Source organism: Arthrobacter sp. D1-17, from assembly GCF_054130535.1.
In genome coordinates this window covers 2538839-2554895 of record NZ_CP096382.1, presented here as the reverse complement: position 1 = coordinate 2554895, position 16057 = coordinate 2538839, and the positions used below count along the sequence as shown (strand labels likewise).

The window sequence follows — 16057 nt, the reverse complement described above, 5'->3', positions numbered from 1 at the left end:
TGAAAATGGGGAAATGAGCTCCCAGCCTCCCACCTCGAAGCCTCAAGCCCCCGACCACAGCCCGCAGGCTTCCATCCACCACAGCTCACACAACCACACCGCCCAGGGACAGAGCTTGGACGGGGCATTGCAGCAGGCCGGTTTCTACCCCCGCCTGGTGGCCGACGTCGTGGATGACGCGCTCGACGGCCGGGACTGCCTTGCGCACCTCGTGCACCTCGAAACTCACTTCGACCGCGCCGAAGTCCGGCGCCACATCACCGTGCTGGTGCTGACCGAGGACATGCTCGTGATCACGCACGTGGATGACCAGCAGCTTGACGACGCCGGCGAGCAGATCGTGGCGCAGATTTCCACGGAGTCCGTCCCTGTGGCCCAGATCCGGTCCGTGGTGCTGAGCTACATGTACTCCCAGCCGCAGAACTACAAGCCCTCGGATCCGGTCCGGGAAGTCACGCTGTCCATCGCATGGTCCGGCGGCCAGCGGCTCGAGATGGGCCCGGCCAGCTGCGGAGACCCGCAATGCGAGGCGGACCACGGCTACAGCGGCACCATTGCCCAGGAGGACATTGTCCTGCGCATCTCCGCAGAGGCTGACGGGCTGCAGGCGGTACAGGACGCCAAGCTTTTCGCCCGCGCGCTCCGCGCGGTGAACACCGGTTCCCCGGCTCCTGTCCCGCACGCAGTCCGCTCGTCCCAGCCGCGCCCCCGGATGGGCGTCTTCTCCAACCGTCTCAGCCGCGGACACCAGCGCTGAGATGGGGCCGGACCACGACCTTTCCGCTCCCGCCATCCCCGTATTGCCATCGTCCCCATCCGCGCTTCCTCCTGCCCCCGCCTACGGGCGGCGGTCGGTCGCCGAGGTGCTTGGCAGCGCCGCTGCCAGCATCGGCGTTGACGGCTTCGAGAACCGGCTCGGACTGCCGCCAGCCAGGCGGATCTGTGTTGTCCTCGCTGACGGCCTGGGCCGCGGCCTGCTGAAACAGAAGTCCGCGCACACCCCGTTCCTCCGGGGTGTGCTGCAGCAGGGCCAGGGCGAGGTTCCGGTATGGCTCGATTCCGCGTTTCCCTCCACCACGGCGGCCTCCCTCGCCAGCCTCGGCACCGGCCTGGCTCCCGGGCAGCACGGCTTAGTCGGGTATGACGTCCTTGATCCGTCCCAGGACAAGGTGGTCAACATGCTGGGCAACTGGGATGCCGGCGTGGACCCGCAGGACTGGCAGCCGTTCCCCACCATTTTCGAACGGGCCGCGGAACATGTTGACGTCACCACCGTCAGCCTGCCGCAATTCGGCGACTCACCCATGACCCGCGCAGCCCTCCGTGGCGGCAGCTTCGTTTCCGGGATCACGTCACATGCCCGCACGGCCGCCGCTGCCGAGGCGATGGCGGGCACCGATGCGTCCCTCATGTACTTCTATGTGAACGACCTCGACAAGGCCGGCCACCGCCATGGATGCCAGTCGCCCGAGTGGGAGCACCAGCTCGAAGAACTGGACGCTACGGTCAAACGCCTGGACTCCTCCCTGCCCGCGGGGACTACCGTGCTCCTCACTGCCGATCACGGCATGCTCGATGTGGCCGAAGCGCAGCGGATCGACTACTCCGCGGACCCGGCACTGATAGCCGGCGTACGGCACACAGCGGGGGAGCCGCGGATGCTGCATCTGTACCTGGACGACGGGTTGTCGCGCAGCGGCGCAGACAGCGGCGGTGGCACCGGACGACAGCGCCTGCTCGATGCCTGGCGCGGCCGGTTCGGGGAGCGGATTTGGGCCTTCACCCGGGAACAAGCCATCGCCGCCGGCCTCTTCGGTCCCGTCCGGTCCGGCGTGGAACAGCGCATCGGCGACGTCATGATTGCGGCCCGTGATGCCTTGGCCTTCTACGACACCGGCCGCCAGCGCCCCACTGCCATGGAGGTGGTGGGCCAGCACGGTTCCCTGACCAAGGCGGAGAGGGAAGTTCCGCTGCTCTGCTTCCAGGCTTCCGGCAAGACAGCAGGCCCGGCCTCCGCCCGGACCACCCGCCGCAGGGGAGCCCGTGGCTGAGCTCGTCTTCTTCTCAGGGACCATGGACTGCGGCAAGTCCACCCTCGCCCTGCAAATGGACTACAACCACCGCGCCCGCGGCCGCGGCGGAGTCCGCTTCAGCCGCAACGACCGGGCCGGAGGATCCCGTATTTCAAGCCGGCTCGGACTGAAGACGGATGCAGTGGAAGTCCTGGACACCACTGACTTCTGGGAAGAGGTGGTGCAGCGCCGCACCAAGGGTGTGCGCGTGGACTACCTCATCTGCGACGAAGCCCAGTTCTATTCCGCCGCCCAGGTGGAGCAGCTCGCACGGGTTGTGGATGAGATTGACATCGACGTCTTTGCCTTTGGCATCACCTCCGATTTCCGCACCCGGCTCTTCCCCGGGTCCCAGCGCCTCATCGAGCTTGCCGACCGCGTGCAGGTGCTGCAGGTGGAGGCACTCTGCTGGTGCGGGCGGCGCGCCACGCACAACGCCAGAACGGTCGACGGCGTCATGGTCACCGAAGGGGCACAGGTGGTGGTCGGCGATGTCGTGGCTGCCGGAGAGTCAACCGCAACGGGCGCCGGGACAGACGGCGCCGGGTTGAACGACGGCGGGACGGGACCGGTAGTGGGTTACGAGACGCTGTGCCGGCGGCACTTCATGCGCCGCGTGACCGCCCACGGCGCCAACATCATGGCCCAGAAGGATCAGCTGCTGCCGTTTGAGGTCGACGCGTGCCTGTGGCGCGGGGCGGGCGGTGTTGCGGGCAGCGCATCCGCTGACTGCCAGCCCGGACCGCAGAGCAGCCCAAGGAACCGTCCAGCTTAGCTAGTCGCCCCGGGTTCCGAAGACGATTTCGTCCCAGCTGGGGACGCTTGAGCGTTTTGGTCTTGCCGGCTGACGTTCGGGTTCGTCCCTGTCCTGGTGCTGGCGGCCGGCCGTTCCCTGATCGGCTGCTGCGCGGCCTGCGTCGAGCCGGCGGCGTGGTGTTCCCCGTCCGAGCAGTTCATCGAGTCCTGCGTTACTCGCGGCGGACGCGCCGGCTGGACGTTCAAGAGGGCGATCCGCCGGCCGCGCCCCGGGCGTGTCCTGGATGCCGGTACTGTCAGTATCTGCGCCACCCACGGGTCCCGCAAGACCGGCACTGCCAGCAGGTCCCTCGTTTCCGACAGGACGCAGAGGTGCCGGGACGATGGTGATTTCGCGGGTGTCGGTGCTGACGCCGTTGTGAAGCTGGAGCGAGTCGTCCTCGGGCCCGCCGGAGAAACTCTGGTGTTGCGGTGCCAGGCTGAGGCGGGAGACCATGGAAGGCCGGGCATCGCGGCGTCGTGTGGCAGGACCATGGGTTGCAGGGCCGGCAGGTGCAGGGCCGCGTGGTGCAGCGGTGTGCTCAGCCGCCGGGGAGTCCGTTTTATCGCCTGCAGCTTCATCGTCAGCAGGTTCGTCTTCATCCGGTGCAAGGACCGGGGCGGCTTCCTCGGGCCTGGGGTGGGCTGCGGGAACCCCATTGGCCAGCAGGAGCGCCAGGGCGTCATCGCTGTCTTCGTCAAGGCCCAGCCGCTGGCCCCTTCGGGAACGCAGCATGTCCAATAGACCGTCCGCGTCCTTCTGCTGATCGGCACTGTTCCGCGCCGCCGTCTCGGCGTCAGTTTCAAAGTCGAAAGGCCGGTCAGAAACCGCGGAGAGGCGGCGGGCAGGAACAGGACCATCCAGAGGCTCCAGCTCACTGAGCTGCTGTGCCCAACGGTTGGCGTTCTGCAAGGATTTGCGGGACGGGTTGAACGTCCACATGGCCGGCGGCTCTTCGCCGATGGTTACAGGATTTCCCGGCTGGGTCTCAAACCTTGCCACCACCGTCCATGTGCCGTCCGGCCGTCGCCAGGAATCCCATTCCAGGGTGGACGAGGAAATTCCGTGTGCCGCAAGACGGTGCCCCACCATGTCACCGAGGGTGGCCGGGTTGTCGCCAAAGGCCGACCGGTAGATGTCGTGGCCGGGGGCAGGTGAGGCAACCTCTACCTTGCGGGCCTGCTGGGCAATGTACTCGCGCTCGGCCAGTACCGGGCCTTCGTAGCGCTCGACCTTTTCCAGCGGCAGCCCGGAAGCCTCGGCAACCTCGGCAGCGGTCGCCCCGCTTCGGATTCTGGCCTGGATATCGCGCGGGGACAAGGCCGTCACTGCGGAGGCCTGCTTTCGCAGCGAGGGCCGGCTCGCCGCCAGCCGCAACGCTTCATTGATCGGCAGCTGGAACATCTCGCCGCCGGCGCCGCTCAACAGGAGATGCTCCCCGTCGTCGTGGACGCCTACAAGCCGTAGATCCTGCATACAATCCTCCACCCTGGCTTCACTATCATTCGAAACTCTGCCACTGAAGCCCGGCTTTTCCGGTTAGGACGGCGGGCGCGCCGCGAAATTCCGGGAGTTTGCTCCCTAGGCAGTGTTTCCTCTGACAGAACGCTGACAGAACGCTGACAGGACGCGGGCAGGATGCGGGGCCGGAACAGGCGGGCCAGCCTCATTGGCGCCACTATGGCTTTTCCCTCCGTCTTACGGAAAAATGGCCCCGAACCGGGCACAAACCGACCGTGTTCGGCGTTGTGCACGTTGCATCATCCATGTGAGTCGACGGAGTGTGAGCAGCAGACCATGGCCACAGACTATGACGCGCCGAGGAAGTCGGAAGAGGACCTCAACGAGGATTCAATCGAAGAGCTGAAGACCCGGCGCGCCGAGAAACCCACCGCAGTGGTGGAAGAGGACGAGGCCGACCTCGCGGAGGGATATGAGCTGCCCGGCGCCGACCTCTCCGGAGAGGAACTGCTGGTCCGGGTCATGCCGGCGCAGGCAGATGAGTTCACCTGTTCGTCGTGCTTCCTGGTCCGGCACCGCTCCCAGATCGCCCGCGAAAAGGACGGCCGCCTGTATTGCCGGGACTGCGAAGGCTGAGAACAATTGCGGCCGGAACTACCTGGCGGATAGCGCGGCCACCAGTTCCTCCGGGCGGCGGGTGGATGTCAGCCAGTACGGCGTGGGATCGGACGGGTCGTTGATGCCGATCCGCACCACAGGATCGATCCAACCGCGGATGCACAGGTATGCCAGGCCATTCAGGCGTGTGCCCCGCTCAGCCGTGGCCTCCTCCTTGCGGAATGCCTCCGCCTGACCGATCAGCCCGCGGTCGATAACTGCCCTGCCCACTTGCAGCGTGCGCGCCGTGACGGTGACCGTGGGCGTGGAGAGAATGAGCAGGGCGGCCTGGATGGAGAAGAGGACCGCGGCGGCCGTGAATCCGGCGGCCGGGCTGATGGGCGCAAACACCAGGATGCCTGCCCCGGCCAGGCCGGCCGCAACCAGCCAGATCCAGGCACTGGGCCACAGCTTCTCAGTAAAAAGGACAGTGTCGTCCGGCGGCGGCGGCTGGTGGTGGGCAGGCACTGCTGCGCTCGATTCGGGCATGCACCCAGCTTTCCATCTTTGCCGGGGCATTTCATCCCGGCCGCTCGCTGCGGCAGGCCCGCCCGGTAGGAGCAAACGCGTAGTAGGAGCCGCGGCGCCCGGGCGATAGAGTGAGGGACTGTGACTGACGAACAAACAGCCCTTAAGCCAGCGCTGCGGCATACTGTGCAGATCCAGCTGAAGATGCTCGACGACGGCCTGGAGGCTCCCTCCTACGCCCACCCCGGCGACGCAGGTGCCGACCTGCGCGCCCGCGAGGACGTCGTCCTGGAACCGGGGGAGCGGCGCCTCGTGCCTACCGGCGTCTCGATCGCTCTTCCGGACGGTTTCGTCGCGCTGATCCACCCCCGCTCGGGACTTGCCACGAAGCACGGACTCACCGTTGTCAATGCCCCGGGAACAGTTGATGCAGGATACCGCGGCGAGATCGCTGTGACGCTCCTGAACACCGACCGGGACAAGGCGATAGAACTGCGCCGCGGCGATAGAATTGCACAGATGGTCATTCAGCGCGTGGAATACGCGCAGTTCGTCGCCGTCGGTGAACTGAGCGACTCAGTCCGTGGCACCGGAGGTTTCGGCTCCACGGGCGGCTTTGCTTTGCCAGAGGTCCAAGCATGAGCGTGCACAGCATAAAAGCGCACAGCGGAAGAGCCCGCGGGTAACAGCGCCGAGGGTCAACGCCCCAGGTAAACAGCGCGGCTGATCCCAACGCGTAGGGGACAGATCACAATTGAAGGAGACACACCCATGGTTTTTGGGCGGCGCAGGAAAGCCAAGATGGAAGAGGCCGTACAGCCGGACGAAGTGCGGGATGAGGACGCAGGCGATGATGCAGGCGACGGTCCAGTAGCATCCGGCCGCAGCGTCACTGGTCCATTCGATGTCTCCGAAGTCAGCAGCAAGGACGGCTACGTCGATCTGGGCGCCCTGCTCATTGCGCCCCGCGAAGGGCTGCAGCTTCGTCTTGAGGTCGAGGAGGCGACCCAGCGGGTTGTGGCAGTAACCATGGACCTGGACGGGTCGAGCCTGCAGCTGCAGGCGTTCGCGGCGCCCCGGTCCGAGGGCCTGTGGGACGAAATCCGCGAACAGATCGGCCAGTCAGTCGGCAGCCAGGGCGGGCAGGTCGAGGAGATCCCCGGCGAGTTCGGCGCCGAGCTCGTGGCCAAGCTGCCTTCCGGAATCAACGACGGGACCCAGGGCTACCGCGTTGCCCGTTTCATCGGCGTTGACGGTCCACGGTGGTTCCTCCGTGGTGTGTTCGGGGGCGAAGCAGCGCTGAACCGCGAAGCCGCTGCCGGCCTTGAGGAACTCTTCCGCAAGATCGTCGTGGTCCGCGGCGACAATCCCATGCCGCCAAGGGACCTGCTGCAGTTGCGCCTCCCCAAGGAAGCCGCCGGACCTGCACCGCAGGGTGCAGCGGACGGTGCGCCGGAATTCGAACAGCCTGAGCGCGGACCGGAGATCACCCAGATTGGTTGATGCCCGCCCCCATCCGCAGGACGGACCGGTCCCCATCAGCGGGCTGCCGGAGCGGGGGCGCGTGCTGTGCCAGGGCTTCATCGAATCGGTGACCTACGTCCCTGCCAGCCAGGTGGCCGCCTTTACCGCCACAGTGACGGACCATGAAGGCCGCGGCAGGCTGCGCGTCATTTGGCTCGGGCGCAGGCGCGTCCCGGGTATCGACGCCGGCACTGAAGTCCGTCTGCAAGGCATGCTGACCCTGCGCGAGGGTATCCGCACTATGTTCAACCCCCGCTACGAAATACTGTCCCGCCAGGAGAACGAATGACTCTGCCAGACAATCCGGAGCAGGAGAGGGCAAGGCCCGAACAGGAAAGGGCAAGGCTTGGGCACGAGAGCGAAAGGCCGGAACCGGCGCCGGACAATCCCGGGTTCGCCGGCCTAGCTGAGGGCTATGCCTCCAAATCAGGCTTGCACCGCACGGAGGACGGCCGCATCGACGTCCTCAAGAGCGCCGGCGGCTACCAGGGCATTGCGGAAAGCATCCTCCCCGGCCTGGTGTTCCTGGTCTCCTTCACCATCTCAGCTGCCCTGACGCCGTCGCTGATTGCTGCACTGGCAACGGCCGCTGTATTTACCATCGTGCGCCTCGCCCAGCGCCGCCCGCTGACCCAGGCCTTGGCAGGGGTGGTGGGCGTCGGGATTTCCGCCTGGTTTGCCAACAGCACCGGCAAGGCGGAGGACTTTTACCTTCCGGGTTTCCTGACGAATGCCGCCTACATCGTCGCGATGGTCATCTCAATCGCCGTCCGGTGGCCCCTGGCGGGATTGCTGTTCGGCTTCATCCGCAATGAGGGCCTGGATTGGCGGCAGCATCCGGCCCGGGTACGCGCCTACCAGCTGGGCACATGGATTATCGTCGGGGTGCTGGCTCTTCGGCTTGTGGTGCAGGTGCCGTTGTACCTCATGGGCCCTGAGGGACTGGCCGCCCTGGCCACCACTCGGCTCATCATGGGCGCGCCGCTGTATATTCTGGGCGTGTGGCTGGCCTGGCTGGTTACCCGACCTGCACCCGTGCCGGGGATTCAGCCGTCGAAGCCGTCGTCCTCCGCCGACTGATCGAGCCGTGTCTGCGGGACAGACGCGGGGACGGCCTCATCAGATGGCCGGGTTCCATCAGATGGCTGGGTTCCAGCAGAGGGCAGGCTTTCGCCGAACGGCCCGTCCTCACCGGAAGGGGCGGATCCGGCGGACACATCCGCACCTTGGGCGGATCCGGGGGACAGCAGCTCACGCAGCTGATCCTCCGCGGCAATCGTCGTCACGAAGAAGAGCTCGTCGCCGCCGTCAATGACGTCGTCCCGGCTCGGCGTGATTGGTGCCTGATCGCGGAGGATCGCTACAAGCGTCGAATCCTCCGGCCAGTCGATGCTTCCCACTGTGAGCCCGATGGCGTGCGAATCGTGCGGCACCGTGAATTCCACCAGGGATGACACGCCCGTCTGGAGCGTAAGCAGCCGGACGAGGTCGCCGATCTCCACCGCTTCCTCCACCAGTGCCGTCATAAGCTGCGGCGTGTTGACGGCGACGTCCACGCCCCAGGAGTCGTTGAACATCCAGTCATTCTTGGGGTTGTTGACACGACCCACTGTGCGTCCCACACCGAATTCGGTCTTGGCCAGCAGGGAAACGACCAGGTTGACCTTGTCGTCACCGGTCGCCGAGACCACCACGTCCGCGTCTTCAAGCTTTGCGTCCTGCAGCGTGCTAAGTTCGCACGCGTCGCCCACCAGCCAGTGCGCTCCGCGCAGTCCGCTGCGGCCGATGACCTCGGGTTTGAGGTCGATGAGCAGGATCTCGTGCTTGTGGGCCAGCAACTCCCGGGCGATCGAGGAACCCACGCTTCCAGCTCCGACGATGACGACTTTCACTTACGACTCCTTGGCCGGTGCTTTGGCGAGAATTTGGGACACTTCCACGCTGCGGTCAAGGCGCATCATGGCATGCACTGTGTCACCGTCCTGGTAAGAGGTGCCTGAGGTGGGAAGCATCCCTTCGCCGAAGCGGGTCAGGTACGCGACGCGGACGTCAGCGGCCTTTTCGATCGAGTCCACAGTGTGGCCGATCCAGGCAGGATCGATGTCGAGTTCGGCGAGGACAAGCCGGCCCGAAGGCTCGCGGAAGTCCCCTGCCATGTGCTGTTCGGGGAGGATGCGGCGCAGGACCTGGTCGGCGCTCCACCGTACAGCGGCCACCGTGGGAATGCCGAGCCGCTGGTAGATCTCCGCCCGGCCGGGATCGTAGATCCTGGCGACCACGTGCTGGACGTGGAAGGTCTCGCGCGCCACGCGGGTGGCCAGGATGTTGGAGTTGTCACCACTGGAAACTGCAGCGAAAGCGTAGGCCTCGGCTACTCCTGCCTGCTTCAGCGTGTCCCGGTCAAAGCCGACGCCGGTGACCTTGCGCCCGGTGAAGCCGGAACGCAGCCGGCGGAAGGCACGGTCGTCCTGGTCAATGATGGCCACCGAATGTCCTGCGTCCTCGAGCGTGTGCGCGAGCGTGGCTCCGACGCGTCCACAACCCATGATCACGAAGTGCGCCACCCGTGTCTCCTCCAGTTTCCTTGCTGCCCGGTATGACTCTACCGCCGGATCACCGCCATGACATCGCGCCTGAATCAGACTAACTTTGTCTGGTGCTGACAATACTGAATGCCGTGAAGCGGGTGCTGGTGGGCAGGCCCTTCCGGAGCGACCGGATGGCTCACACGCTGCTGCCAAAGAGGATCGCGCTTCCCGTCTACGCTTCAGACGCGTTGTCATCCGTCGCCTACGCCCCCGATGAGATCCTCCTGACGCTGGCATTGGCCGGCGTCAGCGCGGTGGCATTCTCCCCGCTTGTGGGACTCGCTGTCATGGTGGTGCTGCTGACGGTGGTCGCCTCCTACCGCCAGAATGTCCACGCCTACCCGTCCGGCGGCGGCGATTACGAGATCGCCAACGTGAATCTGGGCAAGCGAGCAGGCTTGACCGTGGCATCAGCCCTGCTCGTCGACTACGTGCTGACCGTGGCCGTCTCGATCTCCTCCGCGGCCACCTACCTCACCACGGCCGTTCCCTCCCTTCATGGCCAGCAGGTGATGCTCGCCACGCTCGGGGTGGTGATTCTTGCCCTTGTGAACCTGCGCGGCATCAAGGAAGCGGGAAGGGTCTTTGCCGCGCCTGCGTATATATTCATGGCGTCGATCCTGGGCATGACGGCGGTCGGTCTTTTCCAGGGGCTGACAGGTCAGCTGGGCCAGGCTCCGTCGGCCGCGTTCACCATCGTTCCGGCCCCCGGCTTCGATGAAGGGCTGGTGGGTCTCGCGGGAGCCTTCCTGCTGCTGCGGGCATTTTCCTCGGGGGCGGCCGCGCTCACCGGCGTGGAGGCCATCAGCAACGGCGTACCCAATTTCCAGAAGCCGAAGAGCAAGAACGCCGCGACGACGCTGCTGCTGCTCGGAATCATCGGGTCGTCCATGCTGGCCGGCGTCATCTACCTTGCCAATGCGACCAAGGTCCACATCGTGCTGGATCCGGCCACCGAATTCCTGCTGAACGGACAGCCGCTGCCCGAGGGATACATTCAAAGCCCCGCCATCAGCCAGATCGCCCAGACCGTTTTCGGGCCCGGATCCATCCCGTTTTATGTCATCGTCGCAGCGACGGGCCTGATCCTGGTATTCGCCGCCAATACGGCATTCAACGGTTTCCCTGTGCTGGGATCCATCCTCGCCCAGGACGGTTACCTGCCCCGCCAGCTCCGCACCCGCGGCGACCGGCTGGCTTTCAGCAACGGCGTTCTTGCCTTGGCCGCCGGCGCGCTGGTGCTCATTCTGGCGTTCAACGCAGACGTGACCAAGCTCATTCAGCTGTACATCGTGGGTGTCTTCATCTCGTTCACCGCCAGCCAGCTGGGTATGGTCAGGCACTGGGGCCGCGAGCTGAAACTGGCCAAGGACAAGACGGTCCGCCTCCGGATCATCAAGTCCCGGACCATCAACATGATCGGCTTCGGCATGACGGCGCTGGTTCTGGTGATCGTGCTCGTGACCAAGTTTGAGCAGGGCGCCTGGATCGCGCTGCTGGCAATGTTTGTCCTGTACCTCATCATGTGGAGCATCCACGCGCACTACGACAACGTAGCCCGGGAACTCGCTGTGGACGAGGACTCCTCGCCACGCGCCCTGCCCACCCGGGTCCATGCCGTGCTGCTGGTTTCGCATGTACGCAAGCCCGTGCTCCGCGCCCTGGCCTACGCGCGCGCCTCCCGTCCCTCCAGACTGGATGCGATCACCGTGGACATCAATGCGGAGGAAACAGCCCACACCCTTGCCGACTGGGAAAAGCTGGACATCCCCGTGCCCCTCACGGTCCTGGCCAGCCCCTACCGTGAGACCGTCACTCCCATCATGGACTACATCAAGAACATGCGCAGGGACTCACCGCGGGACCTGATCGTCGTGTACATACCGGAATACGTGGTGGGCAAGTGGTGGGAACAGCTCGTCCACAACCAGACGGCGCTGCGCATCAAGACCCGGCTCCACTTCGAACCCGGCGTCATGGTGGCAAGCGTTCCCTGGCAGCTCAAATCATCCGAAGAAGCAAAGAAACTGCAGGACATCCAATGAACCCCGAACCCCAGACCTCCTCCGCCGGCGAAGAACTGGTGGTCGCCGTCGGCCCCGTAGCCCACGGCGGGCACTGCGTGGCACGGCACGAGGGCCGCGTGGTCTTCGTGCGCCATGGCATTCCCGGTGAGAAGGTGCGGGTGCGCCTGACCGACGCGGAGGAGTCGGCCAAGTTCTGGCGTGCCGACGTCGTGGAGGTCCTGGAACCCTCACCCGACCGTGTGCAGCACTTCTGGAGGGTCGCAGATTCGCTCACCTCCTGGCGCCACGGGCGGCCGCCTGTCGGCGGCGCCGAGCTGGGGCACATTTCCCTGCCACGGCAACGGAGCCTCAAGTCCGAGGTGCTGGCCGAACAGCTCAAACGGCTCGCCGACGTCGAACTGCCCACCGCAGTGGAGGCGGTGGGCGGCGCCAGCGCCGGAAACGGAGGAACGTCCGACGGCGCCGACGGCCTTGGGTGGCGCACCAGGGCCAGCTTTGCGGTGACCACCGGAGGCAAGCTGGCCATGCATGCCCACCGTTCAGACCACATCGTGCCGGTCCGGGAAATGCCGCTAGCTGTGGCGGGCATCAACGATCTCCGTCTGTGGGACGTCGACCTGCAGGGCATTGAGAGGGTGGAGGTCGCGGCGCCCGCCAACGGTTCCCGCCCCCTCGTGCTGCTCGCGCCTGCTCCGGGCACCAGTGTCAAACGTCTCACGTCGATCCTCGGGCAGCTTCCCGCCGATGTCTCGGTGGCCAGCCACGACCCCCTGAAGGACGAGACACTGCAGCTGCGGGGCCGGACGTGGGTGCAGGAAACCGCCGTCGGACATGACTACCGCGTGACCGGCGCCGGGTTCTGGCAGATCCACCGGGCCGCCCCGGAAACTCTCGTGGGTGCCGTGAGGGAATTCCTGCACGACGGCGGTTTCCTCGAGCCGGGCGCCGCCGTGGCTGACCTGTACGCCGGCGCCGGGCTGTTCACCGCCCCGCTGGCGGACGCGGTCGGTGTTACCGGATCCGTACTTTCGGTGGAAGGTGCGCCGGGCGCCAGCAGGGACGCGCGGAAAAACCTGCACGGAGCGGCGCAGGTGGAAATCGTGCAGGGACGCGTTGAGCGGATTCTGCGCCAGCGGCCGCGAAACTTCGATGCCCTCGTGCTGGACCCGCCGCGAGCCGGTGCCGGCAAGGCAGTGGTGAACCAGCTGATGGCGGCAAGCCCGCGCGCCATCGCCTATGTCTCCTGCGACCCGGCGTCGTTCGCCCGTGATATCGGCTACTTCCGGCAGGGCGGCTGGGGGATCGCGCAGCTCAGGGCCTTCGACCTGTACCCGCATACGCATCATTTGGAAACGGTAGCTCTGCTGACGCCCCGCGGTTGATGCCACTACTATGGGGCTCGTAGTCCCGCGTCGCGCCCCGGCTTTCCGGTTGACCATGCAATTTGACCAGTCCAGCACTAATTAGGCTGCCCTAACTAGCAAGCGGTCTACCGCGCGACAAAGATGAAACTGTTGCGAGAGGAGTCCTGCGATGAGCACTGTGGACAGCTTCGGTTCAAAAGGCAAACTTAATGTAGCCGGAACCGAATACGAAATTTTCCGGTTGAACTCCGTTGAAGGGTCAGAATCCCTTCCGTTCAGCCTCAAGGTATTGCTTGAAAACCTGTTGAGGACCGAGGACGGCGCGAACATCACTGCCGATCACGTTCGCGCCTTGGCAGGGTGGGATCCGAATGCCCAGCCCGACACTGAAATCCAGTTCACGCCTGCACGCGTAATCATGCAGGACTTCACGGGTGTGCCCTGTGTGGTAGACCTCGCCACCATGCGCGAGGCCGTCAAGGAGCTGGGGGGCGATCCGAAGAGGGTGAACCCGCTGGCCCCCGCCGAGATGGTCATTGACCACTCCGTGCAGATCGACGTCTTCGGAAACTCCGGCGCGCTGGAGCGCAACATGGAGATCGAATACCAGCGCAATGGTGAGCGCTACCAGTTCCTGCGCTGGGGCCAGACGGCGTTCGACGACTTCAAGGTTGTTCCGCCCGGAACCGGCATCGTGCACCAGGTCAACATCGAGTACCTGGCCCGCACGGTCATGACCCGCGAAATCAATGGCGCCCTGCGCGCCTACCCCGACACCTGTGTCGGTACCGACTCGCACACCACGATGGTCAATGGCATGGGCGTGCTCGGCTGGGGCGTCGGCGGCATCGAAGCCGAAGCGGCCATGCTGGGCCAGCCGGTCTCCATGCTGATCCCGCGCGTTGTCGGCTTCAAGCTCAGCGGCAGCATCCCTGCCGGAGCCACGGCCACCGACGTGGTGCTGACCATCACCGAGATGCTGCGCAAGCACGGCGTGGTGGGCAAGTTCGTGGAATTCTACGGTGAAGGCGTTGCCGCAGTGCCGCTGGCCAACCGTGCGACCATCGGCAACATGAGCCCGGAGTTCGGCTCGACGGCCGCCATGTTCCCGATCGACGACGTCACCCTCGACTACCTGCGCCTCACCGGCCGCCCGGACGAGAACGTAGCCCTGGTCGAGGCCTACGCCAAGGAGCAGGGCCTCTGGCACGACCCCTCCCGGGAATTGCGCTTCTCGGAGTACCTCGAGCTGGACCTGTCCACCGTGGTTCCGTCCATCGCCGGCCCGAAGCGTCCGCAAGACCGCATCGAGCTCACCGAGGCCAAGGACGAGTTCCGCCACGACCTCAAGAACTACGTCGCGCACGACGCCGATGCCGGCACGCTGGACGAGTCGCTGGAGGAATCCTTCCCCGCCTCCGATCCGCCCTCGTTCAACACCGGCGGCACCCACGTGACGGACACGGACCGCGTTCCGCCGAAGTACTCCGCCGCGCACGGCGCCGAGGGCCGGATTTCCAGCCCCGTCGCTGTGAAAATGGAAGACGGCCGCGAGTTTGACCTGGACCACGGTGCTGTCACGATCGCCTCGATCACGTCATGCACCAACACGTCCAACCCCTCTGTCATGCTTGCTGCCGCCGTGCTGGCCCGCAATGCCGTCAACAAGGGGCTCACTGCGAAGCCGTGGGTGAAGACTTCTGTCGCCCCCGGGTCCAAGGTCGTGACCGACTACTACGAGAAGTCGGGCCTCACCCCGTACCTGGAGAAGCTGGGCTTCTACATCGTGGGCTACGGCTGCGCCACCTGCATCGGCAACTCCGGTCCGCTGGAAGCCGAAATCTCCGAGGCCATCCAGGCCAACGACCTCGCTGTCAGCGCCGTCCTTTCGGGCAACCGCAACTTCGAAGGCCGCATCAACCCGGACGTCAAGATGAACTACCTGGCTTCCCCGCCGCTGGTCATCGCCTACGCCCTGGCCGGTTCCATGGACTTTGACTTCGAGACCGACCCGCTGGGCAAGGACGAGGCGGGCAACGACGTCTTCCTGAAGGACATCTGGCCGAACCCGGTCGAGGTGCAGGAAGTCATCGACTCCTCCATCGACAAGGAAATGTTCACCAGGGGCTACGAAGGCGTCTTTGAAGGTGACGACCGCTGGAAGGCGCTCGACACCCCGGCCGGCGACACCTTCGCCTGGGATGAGAAGTCCACGTACGTCCGGAAGCCCCCGTACTTCGAGGGCATGAAGGCCCAGCCGGAGCCGGTCCAGGACATCACAGGCGCCCGCGTGCTGCTCAAGCTCGGCGATTCCGTCACCACCGACCACATCTCCCCGGCCGGTTCCTTCAAGTCGGACACCCCGGCGGGGCAGTACCTGCTGGCCAACGGCGTGGAGCGGAAAGACTTCAACTCCTACGGTTCGCGCCGTGGCAACCACGAAGTCATGATCCGCGGCACGTTCGCGAATATCCGCATCAAGAACCAGCTCCTGGACGGCGTGGAGGGCGGCTTCACCCGCGACTTCACCCAGGCCGACGGCCCGCAGGCCTACGTCTACGACGCCGCCCAGAACTACCAGGCTGCCGGCACCCCGCTGGTGGTCCTGGCAGGCAAGGAGTACGGCTCCGGCTCATCCCGTGACTGGGCTGCCAAGGGCACCGCCCTGCTGGGAGTCAAGGCCGTCATCGCCGAGAGCTACGAGCGCATCCACCGCTCCAACCTCATCGGCATGGGCGTCCTGCCGCTGCAGTTCCCGGCCGGCGAATCCGCTGCGACGCTGGGTCTGACGGGCACGGAAACCTTCGCTGTTGAGGGCGTCACCGCCCTGAACGAAGGCACCACCCCAAAGACCCTCAAGGTCACGGCAACCGCAGAGGACGGCTCCACCACGTCGTTCGACGCAGTGCTCCGTATCGACACCCCGGGTGAAGCGGACTACTACCGCAACGGCGGCATCCTGCAGTACGTACTCCGCCAGATCTCCGCGAACTAGCGGGGTCCTGCCGGGCCTGACCCGGTGCGCAGTACGCTGAGAGGCCCCGGCCGGTCGTTTGACCGGCCGGGGCCTCGTGCATTGGTGCGGGGCTAGTGGAGGGGT

15 protein-coding genes are annotated in these 16057 nt (G+C 65.7%); 11 read left to right on the top strand and 4 right to left on the bottom strand.

What is annotated here, in order from left to right; genetic code table 11:
- Nucleotides 1-13: 13 nt before the first annotated feature.
- Genes M1E01_RS11945 through M1E01_RS11935 form a run of 3 tightly spaced genes read left to right on the top strand, consistent with a single transcriptional unit; the run spans nt 14 to nt 2847 of the window.
- On the top strand, nt 14-757 hold the full coding sequence (locus M1E01_RS11945; protein ID WP_457971809.1) for a DUF5998 family protein: 744 nt from the start codon (nt 14-16) through the stop codon (nt 755-757).
- A gap of 1 nt (nt 758) precedes the next feature.
- Nucleotides 759-2051 (top strand): alkaline phosphatase family protein, encoded by a 1293-nt coding sequence (locus tag M1E01_RS11940; RefSeq protein WP_457971808.1) that lies wholly within the window; start codon nt 759-761, stop codon nt 2049-2051.
- Nucleotides 2044-2847 (top strand): thymidine kinase, encoded by an 804-nt coding sequence (locus M1E01_RS11935; RefSeq protein WP_457971807.1) that lies wholly within the window; start codon nt 2044-2046, stop codon nt 2845-2847. The genes M1E01_RS11940 and M1E01_RS11935 overlap by 8 nt, the downstream gene beginning before the upstream one ends.
- Here the strand turns inward: M1E01_RS11935 and sepH are convergent, their stop codons facing one another.
- Nucleotides 2848-4344, bottom strand: coding sequence for a septation protein SepH (sepH, locus tag M1E01_RS11930; protein WP_457971806.1), 1497 nt, complete (start codon nt 4342-4344; stop codon nt 2848-2850).
- Between the two features lie 321 nt (nt 4345-4665).
- On the opposite strand from sepH, the gene M1E01_RS11925 reads away from it, so the two are divergent.
- Nucleotides 4666-4965, top strand: coding sequence for a DUF4193 domain-containing protein (locus M1E01_RS11925; RefSeq protein WP_457971805.1), 300 nt, complete (start codon nt 4666-4668; stop codon nt 4963-4965).
- 18 nt (nt 4966-4983) lie between these two features.
- Here the strand turns inward: M1E01_RS11925 and M1E01_RS11920 are convergent, their stop codons facing one another.
- Nucleotides 4984-5475, bottom strand: coding sequence for a DUF3093 domain-containing protein (locus tag M1E01_RS11920; RefSeq protein ID WP_457971804.1), 492 nt, complete (start codon nt 5473-5475; stop codon nt 4984-4986).
- A gap of 120 nt (nt 5476-5595) precedes the next feature.
- Between M1E01_RS11920 and dut the strand changes: the two genes are divergently transcribed.
- The 4 genes from dut (at nt 5596) to M1E01_RS11900 (ending at nt 8058) form a co-directional block, all read left to right on the top strand.
- Nucleotides 5596-6096, top strand: a complete 501-nt coding sequence (gene dut, locus M1E01_RS11915) for a dUTP diphosphatase (RefSeq protein WP_457971803.1) — start codon at nt 5596-5598, stop codon at nt 6094-6096.
- Between the two features lie 129 nt (nt 6097-6225).
- Nucleotides 6226-6957 (top strand): DUF3710 domain-containing protein, encoded by a 732-nt coding sequence (locus tag M1E01_RS11910; protein WP_457971802.1) that lies wholly within the window; start codon nt 6226-6228, stop codon nt 6955-6957.
- Complete coding sequence (locus M1E01_RS11905) at nt 6950-7267, top strand: hypothetical protein (RefSeq protein WP_457971801.1); 318 nt, start codon at nt 6950-6952, stop codon at nt 7265-7267. The genes M1E01_RS11910 and M1E01_RS11905 overlap by 8 nt, the downstream gene beginning before the upstream one ends.
- The gene (locus tag M1E01_RS11900) at nt 7264-8058 is read left to right on the top strand and encodes a DUF3159 domain-containing protein (RefSeq protein ID WP_457971800.1); all 795 of its coding nucleotides are present in this window, start codon (nt 7264-7266) and stop codon (nt 8056-8058) included. The genes M1E01_RS11905 and M1E01_RS11900 overlap by 4 nt, the downstream gene beginning before the upstream one ends.
- On the opposite strand, the gene M1E01_RS11895 is transcribed toward M1E01_RS11900, so the two are convergent.
- The gene (locus M1E01_RS11895) at nt 8025-8870 is read right to left on the bottom strand and encodes a potassium channel family protein (protein ID WP_457971799.1); all 846 of its coding nucleotides are present in this window, start codon (nt 8868-8870) and stop codon (nt 8025-8027) included. The two genes, M1E01_RS11900 and M1E01_RS11895, sit on opposite strands and share 34 nt — an antisense overlap.
- Complete coding sequence (locus tag M1E01_RS11890) at nt 8871-9542, bottom strand: potassium channel family protein (RefSeq protein WP_457971798.1); 672 nt, start codon at nt 9540-9542, stop codon at nt 8871-8873.
- 92 nt (nt 9543-9634) lie between these two features.
- Between M1E01_RS11890 and M1E01_RS11885 the strand changes: the two genes are divergently transcribed.
- From M1E01_RS11885 to M1E01_RS11875, 3 genes are all read left to right on the top strand, one after another.
- The gene (locus tag M1E01_RS11885; protein ID WP_457971797.1) at nt 9635-11611 is read left to right on the top strand and encodes an APC family permease; all 1977 of its coding nucleotides are present in this window, start codon (nt 9635-9637) and stop codon (nt 11609-11611) included.
- Complete coding sequence (locus M1E01_RS11880) at nt 11608-12975, top strand: class I SAM-dependent RNA methyltransferase (RefSeq protein ID WP_457971796.1); 1368 nt, start codon at nt 11608-11610, stop codon at nt 12973-12975. Before M1E01_RS11885 ends, M1E01_RS11880 begins: the two co-directional genes overlap by 4 nt.
- Nucleotides 12976-13126: 151 nt before the next feature.
- Nucleotides 13127-15952 (top strand): aconitate hydratase, encoded by a 2826-nt coding sequence (locus M1E01_RS11875; protein ID WP_457971795.1) that lies wholly within the window; start codon nt 13127-13129, stop codon nt 15950-15952.
- The last annotated feature ends 105 nt before the right edge of the window (nt 15953-16057 follow it).

Excerpts from the sequence above, each read along its gene's own strand:
- M1E01_RS11945 (WP_457971809.1), top strand. The coding sequence starts at position 14 with ATGAGCTCCCAGCCTCCCACCTCGAAGCCTCAAGCCCCCGACCACAGC.
- M1E01_RS11940 (WP_457971808.1), top strand. The coding sequence starts at position 759 with ATGGGGCCGGACCACGACCTTTCCGCTCCCGCCATCCCCGTATTGCCA.
- sepH (WP_457971806.1), bottom strand. The coding sequence starts at position 4,344 with ATGCAGGATCTACGGCTTGTAGGCGTCCACGACGACGGGGAGCATCTC.
- M1E01_RS11925 (WP_457971805.1), top strand. The coding sequence starts at position 4,666 with ATGGCCACAGACTATGACGCGCCGAGGAAGTCGGAAGAGGACCTCAAC.
- M1E01_RS11920 (WP_457971804.1), bottom strand. The coding sequence starts at position 5,475 with ATGCCCGAATCGAGCGCAGCAGTGCCTGCCCACCACCAGCCGCCGCCG.
- M1E01_RS11910 (WP_457971802.1), top strand. The coding sequence starts at position 6,226 with ATGGTTTTTGGGCGGCGCAGGAAAGCCAAGATGGAAGAGGCCGTACAG.
- M1E01_RS11900 (WP_457971800.1), top strand. The coding sequence starts at position 7,264 with ATGACTCTGCCAGACAATCCGGAGCAGGAGAGGGCAAGGCCCGAACAG.
- M1E01_RS11880 (WP_457971796.1), top strand. The coding sequence starts at position 11,608 with ATGAACCCCGAACCCCAGACCTCCTCCGCCGGCGAAGAACTGGTGGTC.
- M1E01_RS11875 (WP_457971795.1), top strand. The coding sequence starts at position 13,127 with ATGAGCACTGTGGACAGCTTCGGTTCAAAAGGCAAACTTAATGTAGCC.